This window comes from Paenimyroides aestuarii (assembly GCF_024628805.1).
GTDB classification, from domain to species: domain Bacteria; phylum Bacteroidota; class Bacteroidia; order Flavobacteriales; family Flavobacteriaceae; genus Flavobacterium; species Flavobacterium aestuarii_A.
Window position 1 is genome coordinate 2677371 of record NZ_CP102382.1, and the last position, 20186, is coordinate 2697556.

Here is a 20186-nt window from a genome sequence, read left to right on the forward strand (position 1 = left end):
ATGCACTTTTCTTTAACAAAAAGTGCATTTATATGTTTTAGTTGAAGTTATAATTGTTTAAAAACTGTATGCTTTTTTGAATATCGTAGTGCAAAATGCGGTCATTTTGAACCGTTGGAACCACTTTTCGGTATTCTGAAACAAAATTTTCTATAAAATCGCTCGATTTTCTTGGTCTTCTAAATTCCAGTGCTTGTGTGGCATTGAACAACTCGATTGCTAAAATTCGTTCTAAATTTTCAACAATTTTCAGGGTTTTAGTGGCAGCATTGGCACCCATACTCACGTGATCTTCTTGTCCGTTGCTCGACACAATACTGTCGATACTTGCCGGAGTTGCCAATTGCTTGTTTTGGCTCACAATGCTTGCGGCGGTGTATTGTGGTATCATAAAACCTGAATTTAACCCGGGATTGTTTACTAAAAACGGAGGTAAATTGCGCAAGCCCGAAATGAGCTGATAGGTTCTGCGTTCTGAAATACTTCCTAATTCTGATAAGGCAATGCCTAAAAAGTCTAACGCCAAAGCTAATGGTTGTCCGTGGAAATTTCCGCCCGAAACAATTACATCTTCCTCTACAAAAATATTTGGATTATCGGTTACGGAATTGATTTCGGTTTTAAAAACTCTTTCTACATATTCAATGGCATCTTTCGAAGCACCGTGTACCTGAGGAATACAACGGAACGAATACGGGTCTTGAACGTGTTTTTTTGGTTGATTAATCAATTCGCTTCCTTCTAAAATCGAACGCATATAATTGGCCGTATTCACCTGACCTTTGTGTGGGCGAACAATATGAATTAAATTGTTAAAAGGATCGATTCTTCCATCAAAACCTTCTAAAGAAACGGCTCCAATCACATCCGCCAATTGAGTGAGTTTTTCGGTTTTTATCAAAATATAAGCTCCATAGGCACTCATAAACTGCGTACCGTTTAGCAATGCTAAACCTTCTTTCGATTTCAAAGTAATCGTTTCCCAGCCTTTTTCAGCAAGCATTTGTTTTGCAGCAATGCGTTTGCCATCAACAAAAACCTCTCCTTCGCCAATTAAAGGCAAACACAAATGCGCCAACGGAGACAAATCGCCCGATGCACCCAATGAACCTTGTGTATAAACAACTGGTAAAATATCATTATTATAAAAATCGATCAAACGTTCCACCGTAACCAATTGAACGCCCGAATTACCATAACTTAACGACTTAATTTTAAGCAAAAGCATGATTTTTACAATTTCGTGAGGCACTTCGTCTCCGGTTCCGCAAGCGTGCGATTTCATTAAATTTTCTTGTAGTGTAGTTAAATCTTCCGAAGATATTTTAACGCTGTACAATGATCCAAAACCCGTATTGATACCGTAAATGGGGTTGGTTTCGGTTTGCATTTTATGGTCTAAATATTCGCGGCATTTATTAATATTGGCTATTGCTTCTTCGGATAAAGCCAACTTTTGATTTTGACTAATAATTAAGTGTAATTCTTCTAAACTTAATGTGTTGTTGCTGATATAATATGTTGCAGACATGGATTTTTTAAATTGATTGTCAAAATTGCTAAAAGTAATCTATAAATCAAAATGTTTTATGGTAATATTAGAAGCATCTAACAAAAACCTCGCATTAGAGGGTACAAAATTCTCATTATGAAACAGATAAATATTTGCCTCAATAAAAAAAATTTATTTTTCACTACAAAATGAATTAAAATTGATTATTTTCGCACCGAATTAATTAGAAAAATTTTATCAAATGAAAAAAAATGTTTTTATGTCGTTTGCCGCAATGGCACTTTTACTTGGGCTTTCTTCTTGTAACAAAGATGATGAAGCAACCCCTTCAAACGCCAATTCTATTGTAGGAAAATGGGAATGGTCTAAAGAAACTATTTACAATGACGGTAATCCTATTTTAGTTGATTACGAGCATACTGAAGAATGTGGTAGAGATTATATGGTTTTTGAGGCAAGCGGTAATTTAACCGAGGTTTACTATGAAATACCTCCTAATTCGGGCTGTGAAGAGTACGACTCAATGGCGAGTTATACAATTTCAGGAAATACTCTTACAATTACTGATGATTTAGAAACCTATTCAGCAAATTATTCTATTTCTAACAATCAGTTAACAATTGTTAGTGAAGGTACTGATGGCATCGAATATACTAGTATTTTAGTAAGAAAATAAAAAATCGAAATGAGCACCAAAAAAAGGTGCTCATTTTGTTTTACCTCGTAAAAACCCATTTGGTATCGGTGGATAAATTTGCATCGAAAACATAACCTTCTTCATTGAACTGTTTGATATCTTCAACATTCGTAATATTATTTTCTGCCATGTATCGCACCATCAACCCACGTGCTTTTTTAGCGAAAAAGCTAATCATTTTTAGTTTTCCGTCTTTGTAATCTTTAAATTCGGGCGTAATGATTTTTGCTTTCAGTGTTTTTTTATCAACTGCACCGAAATATTCATTACTGGCTAAGTTTACCAACACATCGCCTTTTTTATACCCTTTGTTTAAAGCTGTTGTAACGGTATCTTTCCAAAAATCGTGTAAATCTTTTTTATCGGCAATTGGCAGTTTTATCCCCATTTCCAATCGATAAGCTTCTATTAAATCTAAAGGTTTGAGCAAACCATACAAACCTGAAAGTATGTTAAGGTGTTTTTGCAAATAGTCTATTTCGTCTTCCTTTAATGTGTAAGCATTCAACCCTGTATAAACATCGCCGTTGAAAGCAAAAACTGCCTGGCGAACTGTATGGTTTAGTTCCGTCAACTTATATTTTCTTGCTTTATTTCGTTGCCAATTTAAATCTGCCAACGCAGCAGAAATAGCCATCAAATTGCTTAATTCTGCCGGTTTTAAGGTTTTTAAAACTTTATGCACCTCTTTACTTTGCTTGATAAATGCAGGCTTAGTAAAGTTTTGCGTAGGTAATTCGGTTTCAAAGTCTAAAGATTTTGCTGGTGATATGATTATTTTCATTTTTCTGTTTAATTTTCTAATATTTTATCGTGATGAACCCCATATTTCACAAATTTACACAGATTAAACTTTTAAAAAGCAACACTTCACCTATTAAAAATTCGATTCCATATATTTTTTAAAAGTTGCATGCCGTCGCGTTTATCTTTTGGAAGTTCTTTCACAGCATATCCATTTTTTGTAGGAATTAACTGATAGGAAAAAGCAAATTGTGTTTCGCTATTGGTATTCTTCAATAATCCAAAACGCAAATCGTTGAAAACCAATCCGTTTTTATTTTCTGTTATAATGTATTGATTTTCGGATAGTTCTTTTAATCGATTGATGTTCTTATCATTCAAATGATTGATTAATTTTTTGTTTTGAGGAAAATATTGAAATTTCATTTCTTTTGAATCAAAAATAGCATAATCTGAAATATAAAAACCATTGGTATCTTGAATAATTACATTCCACAAAAAACTGTTTGAAAAAGTGGGTTTTATGGTTGTTTGAACGGTTTTAGAGGGAAATTGTTTATAAAACTGACCTTCCACCCTACTTTTTACCATTTGTTGAACACTCAATCCCCAAATTAAATACAAGGTGCTTAAACCTAAACCTGCGTATGTTATTGCTGTTTTCTTCTTCTTCAAACCAAAAGAAACAGCTATTAATAATGGTAGGGTGTAAAACAAATCGACTACAAAAACTGATTTTAAGGCTATTTTATTTGAAACAGGCCAAAAAAGTTGAGTGCCCCAAGTGGTAAAAACATCCAATAATGAATGCGTAAGCAAAATTAAAAATACGGTTGAATATAGTTGTTTTACCGAAGTTTCTTGAAACCAGCGTTTAATTAGAAAAGTTAGGAGCACGCTTAACATTAAAAAGAACAAAATGGAATGGGAAAATCCCCGATGGATTTCGATTTCGGTAAGCGGATCATTAAAAATCTTAGCAATGTAAATGTCCAAATCAGGCAAAGTAGCAACGATTGCACCCAATAAAAATATCTTTTTGGTGCTTACACTTTTATTTAAAGCTACATGTGCAACGCTTACTCCTAAAACAATCTGGGTAAATGAATCCATAAAAAAACTGCTCATTTATAGGAATGAGCAGTTCAAAAATACAATATATTTCTTAATTACATATCTTTAAAAATCGTGTGCATTAAGCGTTTTTTATCGTTAATGCTTTCTTCTAAAGAAATCATCGACTCGGTTCTGTAAACCCCTTCAATATCGTCGATCATAAAAATTACTTCTTTCGCATGACGAGTGTTTTTTGCACGAATTTTACAGAAAATGTTGAATTTACCTGTAGTAACGTGTGCTACCGTTACAAATGGAATTTCATTGATACGCTCTAAAACAAATTTTGTTTGTGAGGTATTGTGTAAGAAAATTCCTACATAAGCTATAAATGAATATCCTAATTTTTCGTAATCTAACGTTAAAGAAGAACCTTGGATAATACCTGCATCTTCCATTTTTTTAACGCGCACATGGACTGTTCCTGCAGATATTAACAATTTTTTTGCAATGTCTGTAAAAGGCACCCTTGTGTTATCAATCAACATATCTAATATCTGGTGATCAATTTCATCTAATCGAAACTTACTCATATAACAATTTTTATCAATTATTTTTTTTATTTGTGAGTGCAAAAGTACAATGAATTATTATAAAAAATATATTTTATAGTAATTATTTTTTAGATTTTAGCAAAGCATTAACATCTATATACTAAATTACTAAGAAATCATCACATTTTTTAGAGCATTTTCAAGGTCTTTTGAACTATTTACTACTTTGTTAGTAACATTTACAATGTTGTGTGCAAATTGATAGGCAGGCGCCGACTCAAAATCTACTTCGGGTTTTAACAACAATTCACCCTTCTCTATATGTTCTTTAAAAACAATAGGAAGCTTTGAAAAGGCAGCATAATCGGGGTTTTCGGTAGCAAAATTTTCAATCAATAGATCGACAAAATTCTTCTGATTTTCAGGTATTTCCATATATTGTTCGATCGAAAAATTCTTATAATCTTCAGACAATAAGGAATTCAATAAGGTAATTAAGCTATCAAACACCATTTTTTTGGCAACCAAACGTTGGTAATCATTGGGATAAAACCCAGCTTCAAACAAAATAGTAGGTGTGTTTAAATGGGTAAATAAATCACCAATACAATTAATATTGAAGCCATCATCGAACCGGCCAATATGTTCCGGAACCGACTTTTTTAATGATTGATGCATAGCAGCGATTAACTGCATAGCAAATTTTCGGGTATGGTTGATGCTGCGCTCTTCGTTGTATGCAGGAGCTAAAAAAGAAAGCGTAGCAGCATTTGAAGTGTTTCCCGCAGAAAAAATAGTGCGTTGATCATGCATATTCAATGCTAAATTTGGTTGCGTTTCATTAAAAACAGCACGCAACAATTGCGACTCTGGCTGTGAAAGGTTTACCGAATCTCTATTTAAATCAACCGCATTGGCATTTACACGAGTAAAGGCTTCTGCTCCATCAGGATTTAAAATCGGGATAAATGTAAAAGAAAAATTTTCTAACCAATGCGTATTTTTTCCTTCACTCACATAGTGCAAAAAATCAACAATTGCCCGAGTAGTCGTTGTTTCGTTTCCATGCATTTGAGACCAAAGCAAAATCTTAAAATCACCCGTACCAAAATCAACTCTGTAAATATTTTTTTGTTGCACACTTTTCCCTGAAATTGAAATTTTGAAAATGAATGCATCCAATTGCTGAAAGACTTTTTCTAAGTGAAAATTTGTAAAATATCGCTGATTGATTTCGGCTTGTTTTAGGAATTGCATATGGCACTTTAAATTTTTATCAAATATAAGAGCATTTATCCAACAGTTTGCACGCGAAGCGGTGTTTATTTTTGTAAACAAGTCAGTAAGACTATAACATATAATAAAATAAATATTAAGTTCAAAATATTTAAAATCAAATAAATAAACATTATAAATTAAACATTTAGTTTATGTAAAATACTCACATTACAATTGTAAATATTTTATTGTTTACATTTGTAAAAATTCGTAAGTTTACAATTGTAACAGCATTTTTAAGCATTTATCAATCTTTTTTAGCAATGAAATTCAGTTTGCAACTTCAAAAAATAATGCATCATTTTAAACTTTCTACCACCGAAATGGCAGATAAAATTAATGTGCCAAAAGCCACCATTTCGCACCTAATTTCAGAGCGAAACAAACCCAGTTTAGAATTTATCACGAAGGTGCATACTACCTTTCCATCGATCAATTTGGAGTGGCTGATATATGCAAAAGAACCTTTTTTGATGGCTGAAAAAACTTCAGAAAATAATGTTTTGCATCCATCCCCTACTTATGATTTAGAAAAAAAATCGGAACCCGAAATAGCAATCGCAGATGAAAATTTGACCACTAATAATGAAAATAGTTCTGAAAAATTAATTACAAATGAAGAAAACATTTTATCTTTCGGCTCTAAAAAAATTGACAGTATTGTGATTTTTTACAATGATGGCAGTTTTAAGCAATACCAACCCTGAATGAATTTCTTTAAAAAATACCTAAGTTATTTGAATGTAATTCCCGAAAAAACCTATTCTTCGGCATACAGCGGTATTTTAGAAATTAATTGGCTAAACGGCAAAAAAGTTTTAGACACACAAAACACCAATTATTCTTATGGAAACTTAGGAAAAGTGCTAAAAAAAGCGCTGCAAGCTACCAAAACCGATTTTCGCAGCAATGAAGCATCAATACTTGTTTTGGGTTTGGGTGGCGGTGATGTGGTGCAACAATTGCGGAAAAATTTTCAATCAAATGCTGTAATTACCGCAGTTGAAATCGATCCAATGGTGATTCAAGTGGCTATGAATGAATTTGGAATTATTCCCAATCACTCGCTTGAAATTGTAAATAATGACGCATTTCAATTCATAAAATATACTTCAAAAAGATACCATGTAGTAATTGTTGATTTGTTTAACGATACCGAAATTCCTGAATTTGTTTTTCAAAACAGCTTTGTAGAGCAAATTTACAAGGTGCTTTACACAAATGGAACGGCAATTTTTAATACTTTTATACTCAATGAAGTACACAATTTGCGAAATGAAAAATTGCTTGCACTGCTAAAAAAGCATTTTGAAGTGCAATCGTTTAAAAATTTATACGGACACAATCATTTAATGGTTACTCAAAAAATAAAATGAAAAAATACAGTTACATAGCAATTGCTTTGTTGGGTTTTATAACCGCAAATGCACAATATACAAAGGATATCAACACCAATCGCCCCAGTTCTTCAATGGGCGCTTATAGTGTGAGCAAAGGAATTTTTCAGATAGAAGGTGGATACACTTATCAAAACGATGAATTTCATAGTGATAAAACCAATACTTTTAATAATTTTCAGGTGCAATTGCGCTATGGAGATATGTTGGAAAACTTAGAGTTTGTTGGCGATTTTTATTTCACAAATTACAACCAAACAGATTATGGAATTGATATAACAAACAGCGGGTTTAGACAGTTGAACTTTGGTATAAAATACCTGATTTATGATCACTATAAATATTATGTAGAAAAACGAAATGTGTACAGCTGGAAAGCCAATCAACGTTTTAAATGGGGCAGATTGATTCCGGCACTAGCACTTTACGTTGGTGGGCAGTTTAATTTTAAGCACAATTTGTACTACCCTAATTTACCCGAAATTGGCTTAAAAACCATGTTGATTGCACAGCAACACATAAGCAAACGCTTTAGCATGACCTACAATTTTATTGGCGAAAATGTTACCGAAGATGCATACAGAAACATTAGTTACATTGTAACAGCGTCGTTGGGATTAAGCGACAGATGGAGTATTTTTGGCGAACACCAAGGAATTATTGACCGCAAATATGAAAACATTTCAGTTCCTTTTATGAACGAAGCTTCGTTGAAAGGTGGATTAACTTATAAAATTCATAAAAATTTACAGATTGATGCGTTCGGTGGAACAAGCCTTGAAAACAGTCCGCATAAAATTCAGGCTGGAATGGGTGTTTCATGGCGCAATCACAAAAAATTCCAGTTTAAAGATCCTACCGAATTATAATTTTTTATTTTATATTTGCCTAAATGTGTTAAAAAACGTATTACATGAAATTATTAGAAGGAAAAACTGCAATCATAACAGGTGCAACCCGCGGAATTGGTAGAGGAATTGCTTTAACATTTGCAAAACAAGGTGCAAACGTGGCATTTACATACAGCTCGTCTGAAGAAGCTGCTATTTCTTTAGAAAATGAATTAACAGCTATGGGCGTTCAAGCAAAATCGTACAAATCAAACGCAGCAGACTTTAATGAGGCGCAAAGTTTGGTGGATAGTGTATTGGCTAGTTTTGGAACTGTTGATGTTTTAATCAACAATGCAGGAATCACCAAAGACAATTTGTTGATGCGTATGAGCGAAGAAGATTTTGACAATGTAATGGATGTAAACTTAAAATCGGTTTTTAACATGACCAAAGCCGTGCAAAAAACCATGCTTAAAAACAGAAACGGTGTGATTATTAACATGAGTTCTGTGGTGGGTGTAAAAGGAAATGCAGGTCAGGCAAACTATGCGGCATCAAAAGCCGGAATTATTGGTTTTTCTAAGTCGGTAGCATTGGAATTAGGTTCTAGAAACATTCGTTGCAACGTGGTGGCGCCAGGGTTTATCGAAACCGAAATGACTGCAAAATTGGGCGAAGAAACAGTAAAAGGCTGGACAGACGCTATTCCTTTGAAACGCGGTGGTACACCAGAAGATATTGCAAACGCTTGTGTGTTTTTATCATCAGATTTGGCTACCTACATTACGGGTCAGGTTATAAATGTTGATGGCGGAATGCTTACATAAAATAAACAATCATCTAAAAATATAAACCGTTGGATTTTTTAAGTACCAGCGGTTTTTTTTGTATCTTTAATAGAAAATTATCTAGCTATGAAAAAAATCTATTTATTACTCATTTTTGCTCTGTTAACAGCGATTTTTTCGTGTAAAAGCAAACAAACTGCAACCGATAACAGCAAAACTACAGTTAACTTCGATGAAAAAACATTTGATCCTTATTTTAAAGGATTAGGTACGGAACCTTTTTGGAATATTGAAATAAACGACAATTTTGTTGTTTATAAAGATATTAACGGAAAACTAGAAGTATTTGCCATTCAAAACACCCACCAAGCCCAAGATGCAAATGTGCGATTGATTAGGTCGGAAAACAACAACAAACAGTTAGAAATCACGATTGCTCAAAAACCATGCTCTGATGGCATGTCGGATCAATCTTTTGATTACAAAACCGATGTTTCGATCATTTCAAAAGATAAAGAGTTGCGATTAAACGGTTGTGGAAATTATGTAATTCCTGCAAAAATGCAAGGAAAATGGGAGCTTATTTCGTTTAAAGGAAATGAAATTCCTGCTAATAAATTTTTAAAAACACCCTATTTACAATTTGAAAATGAAGAAAATCATGTGAGCGGCAATGCGAGTTGTAATGGTTTTAGTGGTGCTGTTTTTTTTGATAACGAAAACATTCGCTTTTCCAAATTAGGGGTAACACGCATGATGTGTGTTCACGAAAATATGGAAACTGATTTTTTGAAAGTTTTAGAAACCATAACCCATTACGAACTTGAGAATGATGAATTGCATTTATTCTCTGGAACTGATTTGCAAATGATACTAAAGAAAAACTAACAAAAAAAGAAGACATTTGGTCTTCTTTTTTGTTGATATACTCTTATCGCGTTTTAAACTGTTGCTTTTGACCTTTGTGTTTCCAGCGTTTGTGCGTCCAAAAATAATATGCAGGAGCCGCTTTTATTTGTTCTTCCACTTTATCCAAAAACATTCGGGTGGGTTTATATTTAGGCTCGTTCTTAATATCGTCGGTAATTTCAGAAAAAGTAGCTTGATAATGTCCGCGTTTCGTTTTTTCCACCTTTAAATACAAAATATTCATATTTAATTTTCTTGCCAAAGCTTCAGCACCCATGTGAACCGGCACTTCTACTCCCATAAACGGTTCCCAATGCAAGTTTTCTCGTAATAACGGCGTTTGATCGCTTAAAAACAAGTACGTTCCATATAATCCCTTTGTTTGATTTTCACGAATAGTTCCTGTTGTGTGATGTGTATCAATCAATTCAGCATTAAAACGCGAGCGAATATCTCTAAAAAGCTTATCGAAATGTTTATTTTTTAACGCTTTATAAATTCCAAAACCTTTAAAATCTAAATGTTGCCCCAAACCAATCACCCACTCCCAATTTCCGTAATGCGGCAACATTAAAATAATGCTTTTTTGTTTTTGTTCGTAGGCTTTCATTAGTTCCACATTTGTAAAAACAAAGCGTTTATCTAACTCTTTTGGAGAAATGGTAATGGTTTTAATCATTTCAAGAAACAAATCGCACAGATGAATGTAAAATTTTCGTTCGATTGCTTTTCTTTCAATTACCGATAAATGTGGAAATGTTAGTTCTAAATTGTATCGAACCGTTTTAACGCGATACTTTACTACTTTATATATTAAAAAATAAAAAACGTTCGAAAGTAGATACAATACTTTAAATGGCAACTTTGAAACACACCACAACAACGCATATATAACGATAAATAAAAGATATTTCATTAATGAAATTTTTGCAAAGATAAAGCTATCTGTTTATACACAAGAATTTATTTGAATTGTTTTATCAGATTGCATTATAAAATTTATTAAAATAAAATTTGGATTTTTAATTTTTTTTAGCTAATATTTGCTTTATAAACATATCGGAAAAAATTAAGCGTTAGCTTCTATTTCTACCTTACAGGAATCTGGTAAATTCAAAAAAGAGATGTAGAATAGATAGGTGAACGCTCACGCTTCGGCGTGGGCTTACCTATTTATATCTCAACGGCTTACCAGAGCCTCTGTAAGAATAAATAAGGTTAAGTCCCACGCTTTGTTGTTTTATAAACTTTTCGTTTTGGGGCTGAATGAAATGTAATAAAAACTTAACATGAAAAAATTACTACTTATGGCAAGTGCAATGGTGTTCACACTATCTTGCTCCTCTTCTGATGATTCTTCATCTAACAATTCTAACAGCAACTCTTCTTCAAAAATTACACCGCCTGCTTGGATTCAAGGGACATGGGTTGATAAAGATACCTATGATTTAACTAATTACAAAGTCGGCTATATTTTTAGGGCTGATGATATATGCATGTTGAATATATCTCATGAAACTTGTTGGAAGGAATCAATTAATTTACATAACAATGTTCCAAATTCACCTAAAGCAATAGTGAACGAGAGTATTTCCGACACGGAGTATAAGTGCTCTATAACATTAGCTTCCCAGACCATATATTATAATTTTCAAAAAATTAGCTCTAATACAATAAAAAATATTGACAATGGAGGCATTTATACTAAAATTAATTAAAAGAGATTATGTTTGAATTTATTAAATGGGTTGTAATAATTATTATTGCATTTGCTGTATTAGGTTTCATTTTCAGTAAGGATGGTAAACGTGAAGACGGGGCTAAATTAGGTGCTATTATTGGTGGAAGTGTAATTTTAGAACTTCTTCCGATAGCGTTACTCATCTTCTTCGTAATATTAATCTTTAAAGCTTGTACTTAATGAGAAATAGAAAAATATATTTTATATCACTTGTGTTTTTTGTAATAGTAGGTTTATCTGCATTTTCTTACATCAATTCAAGAACACCCGAACTTATAAATTATTGGGGTACAGATTATCTTAATGAGATATACATTCACGACTACTCAACAGACAAGTTTTTTATTCAACTATTTTTCTTATCGCTTTCCTTAATACCAAGTTCTATCATATTGCTTGCTTTCAATATAAAAAGAAATTTACCTTTTTATTCAGTGATTACACTCGGTATATTATTCTTTGTAATATTTCACATTGGGCTGTCTATTAATAACACTGATAGAAATTTGTCAGAATTAGGAGCGATTGATTTAGGTACATCTAATACAGAAACTTTATCAACACAAACTGTAGTCGATGAAACTACTCCCTCAACAACTGAGACAATTGATAATTATGTGCCTGAACCTATAAACAATACACAATTTGTACTTGTAGTGTTTGAAACAGAAGAACCAACATTGTTTTACCAAGAACCTATTAGAAGTGTTGTTCCTGGTATTGAAGATATGGCTGAATTTTACACAGTCTCTTGGAAACCAAACTTAACTGTTTCTAAGGTTTTAGAATTTGACTCTTTTACAATTGATGACGGTTACATGTTAATGGATGAAATTGAAAAATTCGCAACAATAGTGCCAGAACATTTCAGCCACGAAGTTAATGCAAAAATATCTCGATATACAGAAAGAGATAGACTTTTACTTAACAAAACAAAAATCACTAAAAGGTATTATCTAACTTTCACTACTTACACCGAAGCAAGTATAAAAAGACAAGAACTACTTAAACCAGAATCAAATTAATTTATATATTTAATAATTAAAAACTTAAACTATGGGATTCACTGTAATTACAAACCTTGCTAAAATTGATGACTCAATGAGTCCTCAACAGAAAATTAATTTAGAAGTTTCAAATAACTCTGTTGTAACGATGGCTGAATCACTCCGAAATTCTCCTATGTTGAAATTAGACCCTAAAGATGGTAGACATATAACTATTACAATGTCTGTAGACCAAGAAACAGGTGAAATATCAACAAAAAGAGATTTTAAATTTTCCGATAGGAAATGAAATTAAAAATTAATTTATTTATCATATCTTTTAAAGTTTCTTCCAACTCAATTTGACCCTTTTCTTGTGCATCCTTTAAAGATGCTAAGATTGGTGATAAATTTGAGCAAAATGTTGAGAAATATCTGACCATTTTTGACTTGGATGAACAAATGTTTCTAGCTGTGGTAACATATTATTATCTACAATGTAATCTAAAACGCTCACAAGTAGTTTTTGGTTCTCTTCTAACTTACACTCATCAATTAAATCTGGTGAGTGTTTTTTAATATATAGCATTTAATTGCAGAGTGTGTAAAAAAAGAAAATATGCGACACACAGTTGTCAAACCCGCTTCATACTTTTGAACTGAAAATAACATTAAAATCAATTAGTATGAAAGCAAACATTGTAACAAACGAAGAGTTATTAAACCATTGGCAAGGTCACCGAACCTTAACGCGAAAAGTAATAGAGGCTTTCCCCGAAAAAGAACTTTTTGAATACAGTATTGGTGGCATGCGTACGTTTGCCGATTTGGTAAAAGAGCTGTTGTCTATCGCTGTTCCGGGCTTAGAAGGCATAGTAAACAATACCACAGAAGCCCATAACCATAATTTACCTCTTGCAACAAAGGCAGATTTATTAAACGCTTGGGACGAAGCTACGCCGAAAATCAACGCATTGTTTATGCAGATTTCTGAAGAACGCTTTCAGGAAGAATTCAATTTGTTTGGTGCATACAAATTTCCGGTGCTTCATAATATTCTGTATTTTATTGATAACGAAGTACATCACCGCGGACAAGGGTATGTGTATTTGAGAAGTTTAGGCATTGAACCTCCCTTTTTCTGGGAACGTTCTTAAAAAAAGAGAGCAAATTTGCTCTCTTTTTATATTTTTTCAACTGCTTTTTGCAATATATCGGCAACAATATGTTTTAATTCTAAAGGTTCAACAATCGTTGCATCATCGCTAAACATTAAAAACCAACGTGCAAAATACTTTAAGGGAATAGTAGTTTCAAAAGTGAGCTCTACTTCCCTTTTTAGTACTTTTTCTGACACAAAACCGTAGGAAGATCGATCCCAATTAAAATAATGTGCCATTTTTTTGGGTGCACGAATCCGCACAAGAGTTGTTTTTTGAGTTTCTATTTTCCTCTTATTTAAAAAACATTCTAATGATTGGTGTTCGGTTTCAAAGTGATTTACTGTTTTCGAAATACCTTTTACTCGGTCAATTCTAAACTGGCGGTAATCATTTCGCAAAAAGCAAAACGCCATAAAATACCAATAATTATGCTCGTAAAAAATGCCGATGGGCTCTAAAAGCCGTTTATCTGCTTTATTATTTCCTGGTTTTTGGTATAAAATTTCTATCTGGATTTTTGAAACCATACTGTCTAACAGAACCGAAAGCAGTTCAGTGCTTGGCTCAGACGAAGTGGTATCAAAAATTAAATAGCGATCTTCGATCAAAGCTACATTTTCTTTTTCGGTGGTTCGCAAAACGGCTTTCATCTTATGCATTGCTGATGAAAATTGAAAACTCAATTGTTTATCGGCATATTTTGCCATCAGCTTTTCAGCAATTGCAAAGCTTAAAGCCTCTTCTTTAGTAAAAATAGTCGGCGGAATTTTGTATCCTTCTACTAACGCAAAACCTTTTCCGGGTTCGTTATACAATGGCACACCCGCATTTTCTAGCGCTTTTAAATCACGGTAGATGGTTCTCGTACTCACTTGATAGCGATTTGCAAATTGCTGTGCTGTGATCCAGTTTCGCGATTGCAACTGTACATAAATACTTAAGATTCGGTTGAATTTCTTTATATCAAGTTCACTCATAAGCTACAATAAACGTAATTGCGTATTTTGCAAAGCACCTTCTAGCTGCAATAAAGCTTCTTTTCTATGAATTCCTCCTGCGTAACCAACCATTGAGCCATCGCTTCCAATAATTCTATGACACGGAATTAAAACGGCTATTTTGTTCAAACCATTCGCGGTTGCAACTGCACGAATCGCTTTTTCATCGCCCAAAAAAATTGCTTGTTTTTTGTAGGTTGATGTATTTCCATACGGAATTTGTAGCAACGATTGAAACACTTTTTGTTGAAAATCGGTTCCTGTAAATACCAATGGAACCTTAAAATTCTGTAGTTTTTTATCGAAATATAAAGCAAGTTCGTCTTTTAATTGACTTAAATGTTGATTTTCTTGCTCAACAAACTGCGCATTCAAGCTTTCAGCTAACTTTAAAAGCGTTTTTTCTAAATGAATACGATCGTGAAATTCCACCAGACAAATTCCATTTTCAGTAGCACCTAAAAACATCAAACCCAACGGAGATTGATAGGTTGATACAGCAATATGGTTGGAATTACTGGTAAGTTTCTGGTTTAAATCTAAAAAATTCATTCGATAAATTTAATAAAAAAAACCTTCTTAAAAAAGAAGGCTTTCATTATACTATCTTGCAGCAAATTACTCAGCAGCAACAACTTCGTATGGTAATTCAACGATTACATCGCGGTGTAAACGAACGTTTGCAGTATATTTACCTAAACGTTTGATAGTACCAGAAGTGATGAATTTTTTGTCGATTGATTGACCGTTTGATTCTAAAGCAGCAGCAATATCAGCATTCGTTACAGAACCAAATAATTTTTCACCACCAGCTTTAACAGCAATCTTGATCTCTAAAGCTTTTAATGCTTCTGCAGTAGTGTTTGCATCAGCGATTAATTTAGCTTCTTTGTGAGCTCTTTGTCTTAAATTTTCAGCTAAAACTTTTTTAGCAGACGGTGTAGCTAAAACAGCCATACCTTGAGGAATTAAGAAATTACGACCGTAACCAGGTTTTACAGTTACCACATCATCTTTAAATCCTAATTTTTGAACATCTTGTTTTAAGATAATTTCCATGTTGTTGTCCTTTTTAAAGAGAAGTTAGCCCGCCAATGACGAGGCAACAACTTTAATTTGTTATTATTTTAATAAATCTGCAACGTAAGGCATTAAAGCTAAGTGACGCGCACGTTTTACAGCTACAGATACTTTTCTTTGGTATTTTAAAGAAGTTCCTGTTAAACGACGTGGTAAAATTTTACCTTGCTCGTTAACGAATTTCAATAAGAAATCAGCATCTTTATAATCGATGTATTTGATTCCAGATTTTTTGAAACGACAATATTTTTTAGTTTTGTTTGTTTCAATGTTTAAAGGCGTTAAATATCTGATATCTCCGTCTTTTTTTCCTTTTGCAGATTGCTCAATTGTTGACATGATAATTACGCTTTTTTAGTTTTTAATTTTTCTCTTCTTCTCTCTGCCCAAGAAATTGCATGCTTGTCTAAAGCTACTGTTAAGAAACGCATTACACGCTCATCGCGACGGAATTCTGTTTCTAAACCAATAATTGCATCACCTGGTACAGTGTACTCGAATAAATGGTAAAAACCACTTTTTTTGTTTTGAATTTCGTAAGCTAATTTTTTTAAGCCCCAATCTTCTTTAGAGATCATTTTAGCCCCTTTTGAAGCAAGAAAATCTTCGAATTTCTGTACTGTTTCCTTTACCTGAGTTTCAGATAAAACGGGATTCAAAATGAAAACAGTTTCATAATGATTCATAATAATTCTATTTAATTTGTTATAAAATTGGGTGCAAATATATAACAGTTTTTTGTTGAAAACAAATGGTTTTGAGATTTTTTTACTATGATTAATGATGTAAAGCAAATTCAAATATCAATAGCAAATTCAAATAGCAATAGCAAATTCAAATAGCAATAGCAAATTCAAATAGCAATAGCAAATTCAAATAGCAATAGCAAATTCAAATAGCAATAGCAAATTCAAATAGCAATAGCAAATTCAAATAGCAATAGCAAATTCAAATAGCAATAGCAAATTCAAATATCAATAGCAAATTCAAATAGCAATAGCAAATTCAAATAGCAATAGCAAATTCAAATATCAATAGCAAATTCAAATATCAATAGCAAATTCAAATATCAATAGCAAATTCAAATATCAATAGCAAATTCAAATATCAATAGCAAATTCAAATAGCAAATTCAAATAGCAAATTCAAATAGCATAATATTAAAGAAAAATCTTTCTTCAAAATTGCTATAACCTTTTATTAGCATTACTACTCACAAACATTTCATTATTTTCTTCGGAAATGATCTCTAAAAAGCGCTCGTAGTGTTTTAAAACATCAGAAATCAATTCGTTTTTGGTAAATAATTGTACATCATAACCATCTCTGTTATCTCCAAAATAAGATTTCGGAAAATGGGCAATATTGTTTTTTACTTCAGGAAGATTGTCTTCTGTCAATAAATAATCTGAGATAATTCTGGATTCATTTTTTACGCCATAAAGAAAATTATTAACTATATCGTGCTTGATCTCAATTTCCATTTTTAAAGGGCTTTCGTAAGAATTAATTGTAGCTTCAATATTATTTTTTGCAAATTCAGTCCGCAGCTCTTCAAAAGCTATTTTTACTCTTTCTTGGATAAAAACATCCACAGAAGCATCATCATAAAAGGAAACCACCTGTTTCAATCGTGCTTTCCAAGAAGCACCTGACCAAGGTACTGTAGTGCTTGAAAAATCTTTTTCGTAATAATTTCGGTCAATCGAAAGTGCTTTCACAAGACTTACAATAAACAACAGCATAATTAGAGAGAACGGAAGTGCCGTAATAAGCGTCATACTTTGCAAGGCAGCCAAACCACCTGCATTGAGGAGCATCAAAGCCAGCACTGCCAGCAAAATTCCCCATCCGATGGTCTGCCACTTTGGAGAAACCTTGGCGTTTTTGGTTGCAATACTGTTCATTACAAAAATTCCGCTGTCTGCCGAAGTCACAAAGAAAATAATGATAATAGAAATCACCAGAAAACTCACGATTTTAGTCAAAGGAAGATATTCCAAGAAACGAAACATTAATGCATCTGGATTATCTGCTAATTGACTCAGAACTCCATTGGCACTATTCAAATCAAACCAAATGGCACTGTTTCCAAACACCGACATCCATACAAAATTGAACAAAGTCGGCAAAATCAAAACAGCTGCAATAAACTCTCTAATTGTTCTTCCTTTAGAAATTTTCGCAATAAAAAGTCCCACATAAGGCGACCAAGAAATCCACCAAGCCCAGTACAAAATTGTCCAATCATAAAACCACGGCTGTGTATTTTCTTCGTAAACGTGTGTATTAAAAGTAAGACTGAAAAAACTGTTGATGTATGTTCCGATGCCTTCGGTAAAACTTCCAATTAAATAAACGGTTGGTCCTAAAATTAAAACAAACAGAAGCAAAGTCAATACACTTACAATATTGATACTGCTGAGAATTTTAACACCTTTATCCAAACCGCTCACTGCTGAAAATATAGATAATGAAACCAAAACCGCCACGATAATTACCTGGTACACAAAACTGCTTTCCGGCAAAATATTAAGTGTCTGCAACCCAGAATTGATCTGAACGACCCCAAATCCTAAAGTTGTTGTAATTCCAAAAAAAGTGCTGCATAGAGCAAAAACATCGATTAAATTGCCCCATCTTCCTTTAATTTTATCTTTCAGTAAAGGATAGAAACAGCTTCTGAGCGACAATGGCAAACGATAACGATACGTGAAATATGCCAAAGACAAACCTACCACGCCGTAAATTGCCCAAGCGTGAATTCCCCAATGGAAAAAGGTGTAAAGTTGCGCGTTTTGCGCTCTCTGAACAACTGATTTTCCGGCAAAAACTTCATTGGAATAATGCTGCATGGGTTCTGCCACGCTAAAATACATCAAACCAATTCCCATTCCGGCTGCGAATAGCATTGATATCCAAGAGAAAAACGAATAATCCGGTCGGCTGTCGTTTCGTCCCAAACGGATATTTCCATATTTACTGGTCATCAGATAAATTAAAAACAAAACAAAAATCGTTACCGACCAAACATAAACCCAATTTAGATTTACGAAAATGAAGTTTTTCACTACGGTTAAAACGTCGTTGGTTAGTTTAGGATAAATCGCCGAAAGCAAGCAAACACCTACGATAAAAATCAAGCTTGGAACAATAATTCCTTTATTTAGTGTGGTTTTGAGGGTAGGCTTTTTAATCATAATTAATGGTTTGCTTTATGAATTGACAAATAGTTTAATCAAACTCATACTAATGACTATCTTTGATTAGAATCAATAAAATCTCAAAAAAGGTTGATAGCGCAGTTTTAATGAATATTTGTTTACGAAAAATATATTGAAATCTTGACACTGCAAAGATAAAAAAATGAAATGAACTAGGTTTTGAAGGTATAGTATCTAAAAATTTCTCATTTTTTTTTATAATTTTCGTAGCTAACGAGCTGAATTTTTCCAAACCCAAAATAAATTGTGGCTACTTCAATCAGTTTTTCATCTGTCAAATCAAAATTACCATTTTCAAGAAGTTTGAGGTAGCAAAGTTCGTGGGCAATCGCAGCAATTACCCAGTCGGCATATTCAAAAACGGAAGCGTTGAAATTTAGACTATAGCGTTTGACAGGACTTTGATAGTCTGTCAGCGTGGATTTTTTCTCATTTTTAAACCGTAAAAAAATGGAGCTTGGGTTTTCAACATCGTCTTCTGGATATTGCTCATAAAACATAAGCTCAATACGTTTGTGATTTAAGCTCATGTGCCGGGCAAGCATTTTCAGGACATTGTCGGCAGCCTTTAAAGGGTCTTTCCAAGAAAAGGGGAAATCTGTTTCCGTGAGTTCAAATATCTTTTTGTCCTCCGTGTCAAATTCAGGAAATTCTGCTTTTAATTGGTTTAGGTAGCTGTTTTTTTGTTTTTCTTCTTTATTCATATTCATTTATATCTACCACATAGACACATAGTTGCGCATAGTTTTCTGTGTATATTAGCTATGTTTTCTATCATACTATGTGGTTTTATTTTTCTACCACATAGACACATAGTTGCACATAGTTTCTGTTTTCATTTACTATGTTTTCTATCATACTATGTGGTTTTATTTTTCTACCACATAGACACATAGTTGCGCATAGTTTTCTGTGTTTATTAGCTATGTTTTCTATCATACTATGTGGTTTTATTTTTCTACCACATAGACACATAGTTGCACATAGTTTTCTGTGTTTATTAGCTATGTTTTCTATCATACTATGTGGTTTTATATTTCTATCACATAGACACATAGTTGCGCATAGTTTTCTGTGTTTATTAGCTATGTTTTCTATCATACTATGTGGTTTTAGTTTTTTCTACCACATAGGCACATAGTTGCACATAGTTTTTGCGTTCATTTTCTATGTTTTCTATGATACTATGTAGTTTATTTTTTTTTACCACATAGACACATAGTTG

General features: G+C 33.0%; 24 protein-coding genes. 11 read left to right on the forward strand and 13 right to left on the reverse strand.

Annotated features, from left to right (window positions below; genetic code table 11):
• Window positions 1–37 precede the first annotated feature (37 nt).
• Entirely contained in the window at window positions 38–1531 is a 1494-nt protein-coding gene (gene hutH / locus NPX36_RS12980; protein WP_257499149.1) for a histidine ammonia-lyase, read from the reverse strand.
• A 241-nt stretch (window positions 1532–1772) separates the two neighbouring features.
• Between hutH and NPX36_RS12985 the strand changes: the two genes are divergently transcribed.
• On the forward strand, window positions 1773–2189 hold the full coding sequence (locus tag NPX36_RS12985; protein ID WP_257499150.1) for a lipocalin-like domain-containing protein: 417 nt from the start codon (window positions 1773–1775) through the stop codon (window positions 2187–2189).
• Between the two features lie 40 nt (window positions 2190–2229).
• Here the strand turns inward: NPX36_RS12985 and yaaA are convergent, their stop codons facing one another.
• From yaaA to NPX36_RS13005, 4 genes are all read right to left on the reverse strand, one after another.
• Window positions 2230–2994, reverse strand: coding sequence for a peroxide stress protein YaaA (gene yaaA / locus NPX36_RS12990; RefSeq protein ID WP_257499151.1), 765 nt, complete (start codon window positions 2992–2994; stop codon window positions 2230–2232).
• A gap of 86 nt (window positions 2995–3080) precedes the next feature.
• Window positions 3081–4067 carry a metal-dependent hydrolase gene (locus tag NPX36_RS12995; protein ID WP_257499152.1) on the reverse strand — a complete coding sequence of 329 codons (987 nt, stop codon included), beginning with the start codon at window positions 4065–4067 and terminating at the stop codon, window positions 3081–3083.
• Between the two features lie 56 nt (window positions 4068–4123).
• Window positions 4124–4603 carry an Lrp/AsnC family transcriptional regulator gene (locus NPX36_RS13000; protein WP_257499153.1) on the reverse strand — a complete coding sequence of 160 codons (480 nt, stop codon included), beginning with the start codon at window positions 4601–4603 and terminating at the stop codon, window positions 4124–4126.
• Window positions 4604–4732: 129 nt separating this feature from the next.
• A complete protein-coding gene (locus NPX36_RS13005) occupies window positions 4733–5821 on the reverse strand; it encodes a M14 family zinc carboxypeptidase (RefSeq protein ID WP_257499154.1) in 1089 nt (362 codons plus the stop codon).
• A gap of 209 nt (window positions 5822–6030) precedes the next feature.
• Between NPX36_RS13005 and NPX36_RS13010 the strand changes: the two genes are divergently transcribed.
• The 5 genes from NPX36_RS13010 to NPX36_RS13030 all read left to right on the forward strand — a co-directional run bounded on the left by NPX36_RS13010 (window position 6031) and on the right by NPX36_RS13030 (window position 9748).
• Window positions 6031–6549 carry a helix-turn-helix domain-containing protein gene (locus NPX36_RS13010; RefSeq protein WP_257499155.1) on the forward strand — a complete coding sequence of 173 codons (519 nt, stop codon included), beginning with the start codon at window positions 6031–6033 and terminating at the stop codon, window positions 6547–6549.
• Entirely contained in the window at window positions 6550–7218 is a 669-nt protein-coding gene (locus tag NPX36_RS13015; RefSeq protein ID WP_257499156.1) for a spermidine synthase, read from the forward strand.
• A complete protein-coding gene (locus NPX36_RS13020) occupies window positions 7215–8108 on the forward strand; it encodes a transporter (RefSeq protein ID WP_257499157.1) in 894 nt (297 codons plus the stop codon). Before NPX36_RS13015 ends, NPX36_RS13020 begins: the two co-directional genes overlap by 4 nt.
• Window positions 8109–8152: 44 nt before the next feature.
• Entirely contained in the window at window positions 8153–8899 is a 747-nt protein-coding gene (fabG, locus tag NPX36_RS13025) for a 3-oxoacyl-[acyl-carrier-protein] reductase (RefSeq protein WP_257499158.1), read from the forward strand.
• A gap of 87 nt (window positions 8900–8986) precedes the next feature.
• Complete coding sequence (locus NPX36_RS13030; protein ID WP_257499159.1) at window positions 8987–9748, forward strand: META domain-containing protein; 762 nt, start codon at window positions 8987–8989, stop codon at window positions 9746–9748.
• Between the two features lie 43 nt (window positions 9749–9791).
• Here NPX36_RS13030 and NPX36_RS13035 read toward each other — a convergent pair whose 3' ends face one another.
• Window positions 9792–10685: a lysophospholipid acyltransferase family protein gene (locus NPX36_RS13035; RefSeq protein ID WP_257499160.1), complete on the reverse strand. Its 894-nt coding sequence runs from the start codon at window positions 10683–10685 to the stop codon at window positions 9792–9794.
• A 373-nt stretch (window positions 10686–11058) separates the two neighbouring features.
• Between NPX36_RS13035 and NPX36_RS13040 the strand changes: the two genes are divergently transcribed.
• The 5 genes from NPX36_RS13040 (at window position 11059) to NPX36_RS13060 (ending at window position 13653) form a co-directional block, all read left to right on the forward strand.
• Window positions 11059–11487, forward strand: a complete 429-nt coding sequence (locus NPX36_RS13040; RefSeq protein ID WP_257499161.1) for a hypothetical protein — start codon at window positions 11059–11061, stop codon at window positions 11485–11487.
• 8 nt (window positions 11488–11495) lie between these two features.
• Window positions 11496–11690 (forward strand): hypothetical protein, encoded by a 195-nt coding sequence (locus NPX36_RS13045; protein ID WP_257499162.1) that lies wholly within the window; start codon window positions 11496–11498, stop codon window positions 11688–11690.
• On the forward strand, window positions 11690–12535 hold the full coding sequence (locus NPX36_RS13050; protein ID WP_257499163.1) for a hypothetical protein: 846 nt from the start codon (window positions 11690–11692) through the stop codon (window positions 12533–12535). The genes NPX36_RS13045 and NPX36_RS13050 overlap by 1 nt, the downstream gene beginning before the upstream one ends.
• A 31-nt stretch (window positions 12536–12566) precedes the next feature.
• Window positions 12567–12806 (forward strand): hypothetical protein, encoded by a 240-nt coding sequence (locus tag NPX36_RS13055; protein ID WP_257499164.1) that lies wholly within the window; start codon window positions 12567–12569, stop codon window positions 12804–12806.
• 376 nt (window positions 12807–13182) lie between these two features.
• Window positions 13183–13653, forward strand: coding sequence for a DinB family protein (locus NPX36_RS13060; RefSeq protein WP_257499165.1), 471 nt, complete (start codon window positions 13183–13185; stop codon window positions 13651–13653).
• A gap of 26 nt (window positions 13654–13679) precedes the next feature.
• Here NPX36_RS13060 and NPX36_RS13065 read toward each other — a convergent pair whose 3' ends face one another.
• From NPX36_RS13065 to NPX36_RS13095, 7 genes are all read right to left on the reverse strand, one after another.
• The gene (locus NPX36_RS13065; RefSeq protein WP_257499166.1) at window positions 13680–14636 is read right to left on the reverse strand and encodes a helix-turn-helix transcriptional regulator; all 957 of its coding nucleotides are present in this window, start codon (window positions 14634–14636) and stop codon (window positions 13680–13682) included.
• 3 nt (window positions 14637–14639) lie between these two features.
• Window positions 14640–15209, reverse strand: a complete 570-nt coding sequence (locus NPX36_RS13070; protein ID WP_317618263.1) for a methylated-DNA--[protein]-cysteine S-methyltransferase — start codon at window positions 15207–15209, stop codon at window positions 14640–14642.
• Between the two features lie 66 nt (window positions 15210–15275).
• Complete coding sequence (gene rplI, locus NPX36_RS13075; protein ID WP_257499167.1) at window positions 15276–15716, reverse strand: 50S ribosomal protein L9; 441 nt, start codon at window positions 15714–15716, stop codon at window positions 15276–15278.
• A gap of 63 nt (window positions 15717–15779) precedes the next feature.
• Complete coding sequence (rpsR, locus tag NPX36_RS13080) at window positions 15780–16076, reverse strand: 30S ribosomal protein S18 (protein WP_002987043.1); 297 nt, start codon at window positions 16074–16076, stop codon at window positions 15780–15782.
• Between the two features lie 5 nt (window positions 16077–16081).
• Window positions 16082–16423, reverse strand: a complete 342-nt coding sequence (gene rpsF, locus NPX36_RS13085; protein WP_129758677.1) for a 30S ribosomal protein S6 — start codon at window positions 16421–16423, stop codon at window positions 16082–16084.
• Window positions 16424–16924: 501 nt separating this feature from the next.
• On the reverse strand, window positions 16925–18937 hold the full coding sequence (locus NPX36_RS13090; RefSeq protein WP_257499169.1) for a BCCT family transporter: 2013 nt from the start codon (window positions 18935–18937) through the stop codon (window positions 16925–16927).
• A 209-nt stretch (window positions 18938–19146) separates the two neighbouring features.
• Window positions 19147–19665 carry a hypothetical protein gene (locus NPX36_RS13095; RefSeq protein ID WP_257499170.1) on the reverse strand — a complete coding sequence of 173 codons (519 nt, stop codon included), beginning with the start codon at window positions 19663–19665 and terminating at the stop codon, window positions 19147–19149.
• Window positions 19666–20186: the final 521 nt, after the last annotated feature.

Excerpts from the sequence above, each read along its gene's own strand:
- hutH (WP_257499149.1), bottom strand. The coding sequence starts at position 1,531 with ATGTCTGCAACATATTATATCAGCAACAACACATTAAGTTTAGAAGAA.
- NPX36_RS12985 (WP_257499150.1), top strand. The coding sequence starts at position 1,773 with ATGTCGTTTGCCGCAATGGCACTTTTACTTGGGCTTTCTTCTTGTAAC.
- yaaA (WP_257499151.1), bottom strand. The coding sequence starts at position 2,994 with ATGAAAATAATCATATCACCAGCAAAATCTTTAGACTTTGAAACCGAA.
- NPX36_RS12995 (WP_257499152.1), bottom strand. The coding sequence starts at position 4,067 with ATGGATTCATTTACCCAGATTGTTTTAGGAGTAAGCGTTGCACATGTA.
- NPX36_RS13000 (WP_257499153.1), bottom strand. The coding sequence starts at position 4,603 with ATGAGTAAGTTTCGATTAGATGAAATTGATCACCAGATATTAGATATG.
- NPX36_RS13005 (WP_257499154.1), bottom strand. The coding sequence starts at position 5,821 with ATGCAATTCCTAAAACAAGCCGAAATCAATCAGCGATATTTTACAAAT.
- NPX36_RS13015 (WP_257499156.1), top strand. The coding sequence starts at position 6,550 with ATGAATTTCTTTAAAAAATACCTAAGTTATTTGAATGTAATTCCCGAA.
- NPX36_RS13020 (WP_257499157.1), top strand. The coding sequence starts at position 7,215 with ATGAAAAAATACAGTTACATAGCAATTGCTTTGTTGGGTTTTATAACC.
- fabG (WP_257499158.1), top strand. The coding sequence starts at position 8,153 with ATGAAATTATTAGAAGGAAAAACTGCAATCATAACAGGTGCAACCCGC.
- NPX36_RS13030 (WP_257499159.1), top strand. The coding sequence starts at position 8,987 with ATGAAAAAAATCTATTTATTACTCATTTTTGCTCTGTTAACAGCGATT.
- NPX36_RS13035 (WP_257499160.1), bottom strand. The coding sequence starts at position 10,685 with ATGAAATATCTTTTATTTATCGTTATATATGCGTTGTTGTGGTGTGTT.
- NPX36_RS13040 (WP_257499161.1), top strand. The coding sequence starts at position 11,059 with ATGAAAAAATTACTACTTATGGCAAGTGCAATGGTGTTCACACTATCT.
- NPX36_RS13045 (WP_257499162.1), top strand. The coding sequence starts at position 11,496 with ATGTTTGAATTTATTAAATGGGTTGTAATAATTATTATTGCATTTGCT.
- NPX36_RS13050 (WP_257499163.1), top strand. The coding sequence starts at position 11,690 with ATGAGAAATAGAAAAATATATTTTATATCACTTGTGTTTTTTGTAATA.
- NPX36_RS13055 (WP_257499164.1), top strand. The coding sequence starts at position 12,567 with ATGGGATTCACTGTAATTACAAACCTTGCTAAAATTGATGACTCAATG.
- NPX36_RS13060 (WP_257499165.1), top strand. The coding sequence starts at position 13,183 with ATGAAAGCAAACATTGTAACAAACGAAGAGTTATTAAACCATTGGCAA.
- NPX36_RS13065 (WP_257499166.1), bottom strand. The coding sequence starts at position 14,636 with ATGAGTGAACTTGATATAAAGAAATTCAACCGAATCTTAAGTATTTAT.
- NPX36_RS13070 (WP_317618263.1), bottom strand. The coding sequence starts at position 15,209 with ATGAATTTTTTAGATTTAAACCAGAAACTTACCAGTAATTCCAACCAT.
- rplI (WP_257499167.1), bottom strand. The coding sequence starts at position 15,716 with ATGGAAATTATCTTAAAACAAGATGTTCAAAAATTAGGATTTAAAGAT.
- rpsR (WP_002987043.1), bottom strand. The coding sequence starts at position 16,076 with ATGTCAACAATTGAGCAATCTGCAAAAGGAAAAAAAGACGGAGATATC.
- rpsF (WP_129758677.1), bottom strand. The coding sequence starts at position 16,423 with ATGAATCATTATGAAACTGTTTTCATTTTGAATCCCGTTTTATCTGAA.
- NPX36_RS13090 (WP_257499169.1), bottom strand. The coding sequence starts at position 18,937 with ATGATTAAAAAGCCTACCCTCAAAACCACACTAAATAAAGGAATTATT.
- NPX36_RS13095 (WP_257499170.1), bottom strand. The coding sequence starts at position 19,665 with ATGAATAAAGAAGAAAAACAAAAAAACAGCTACCTAAACCAATTAAAA.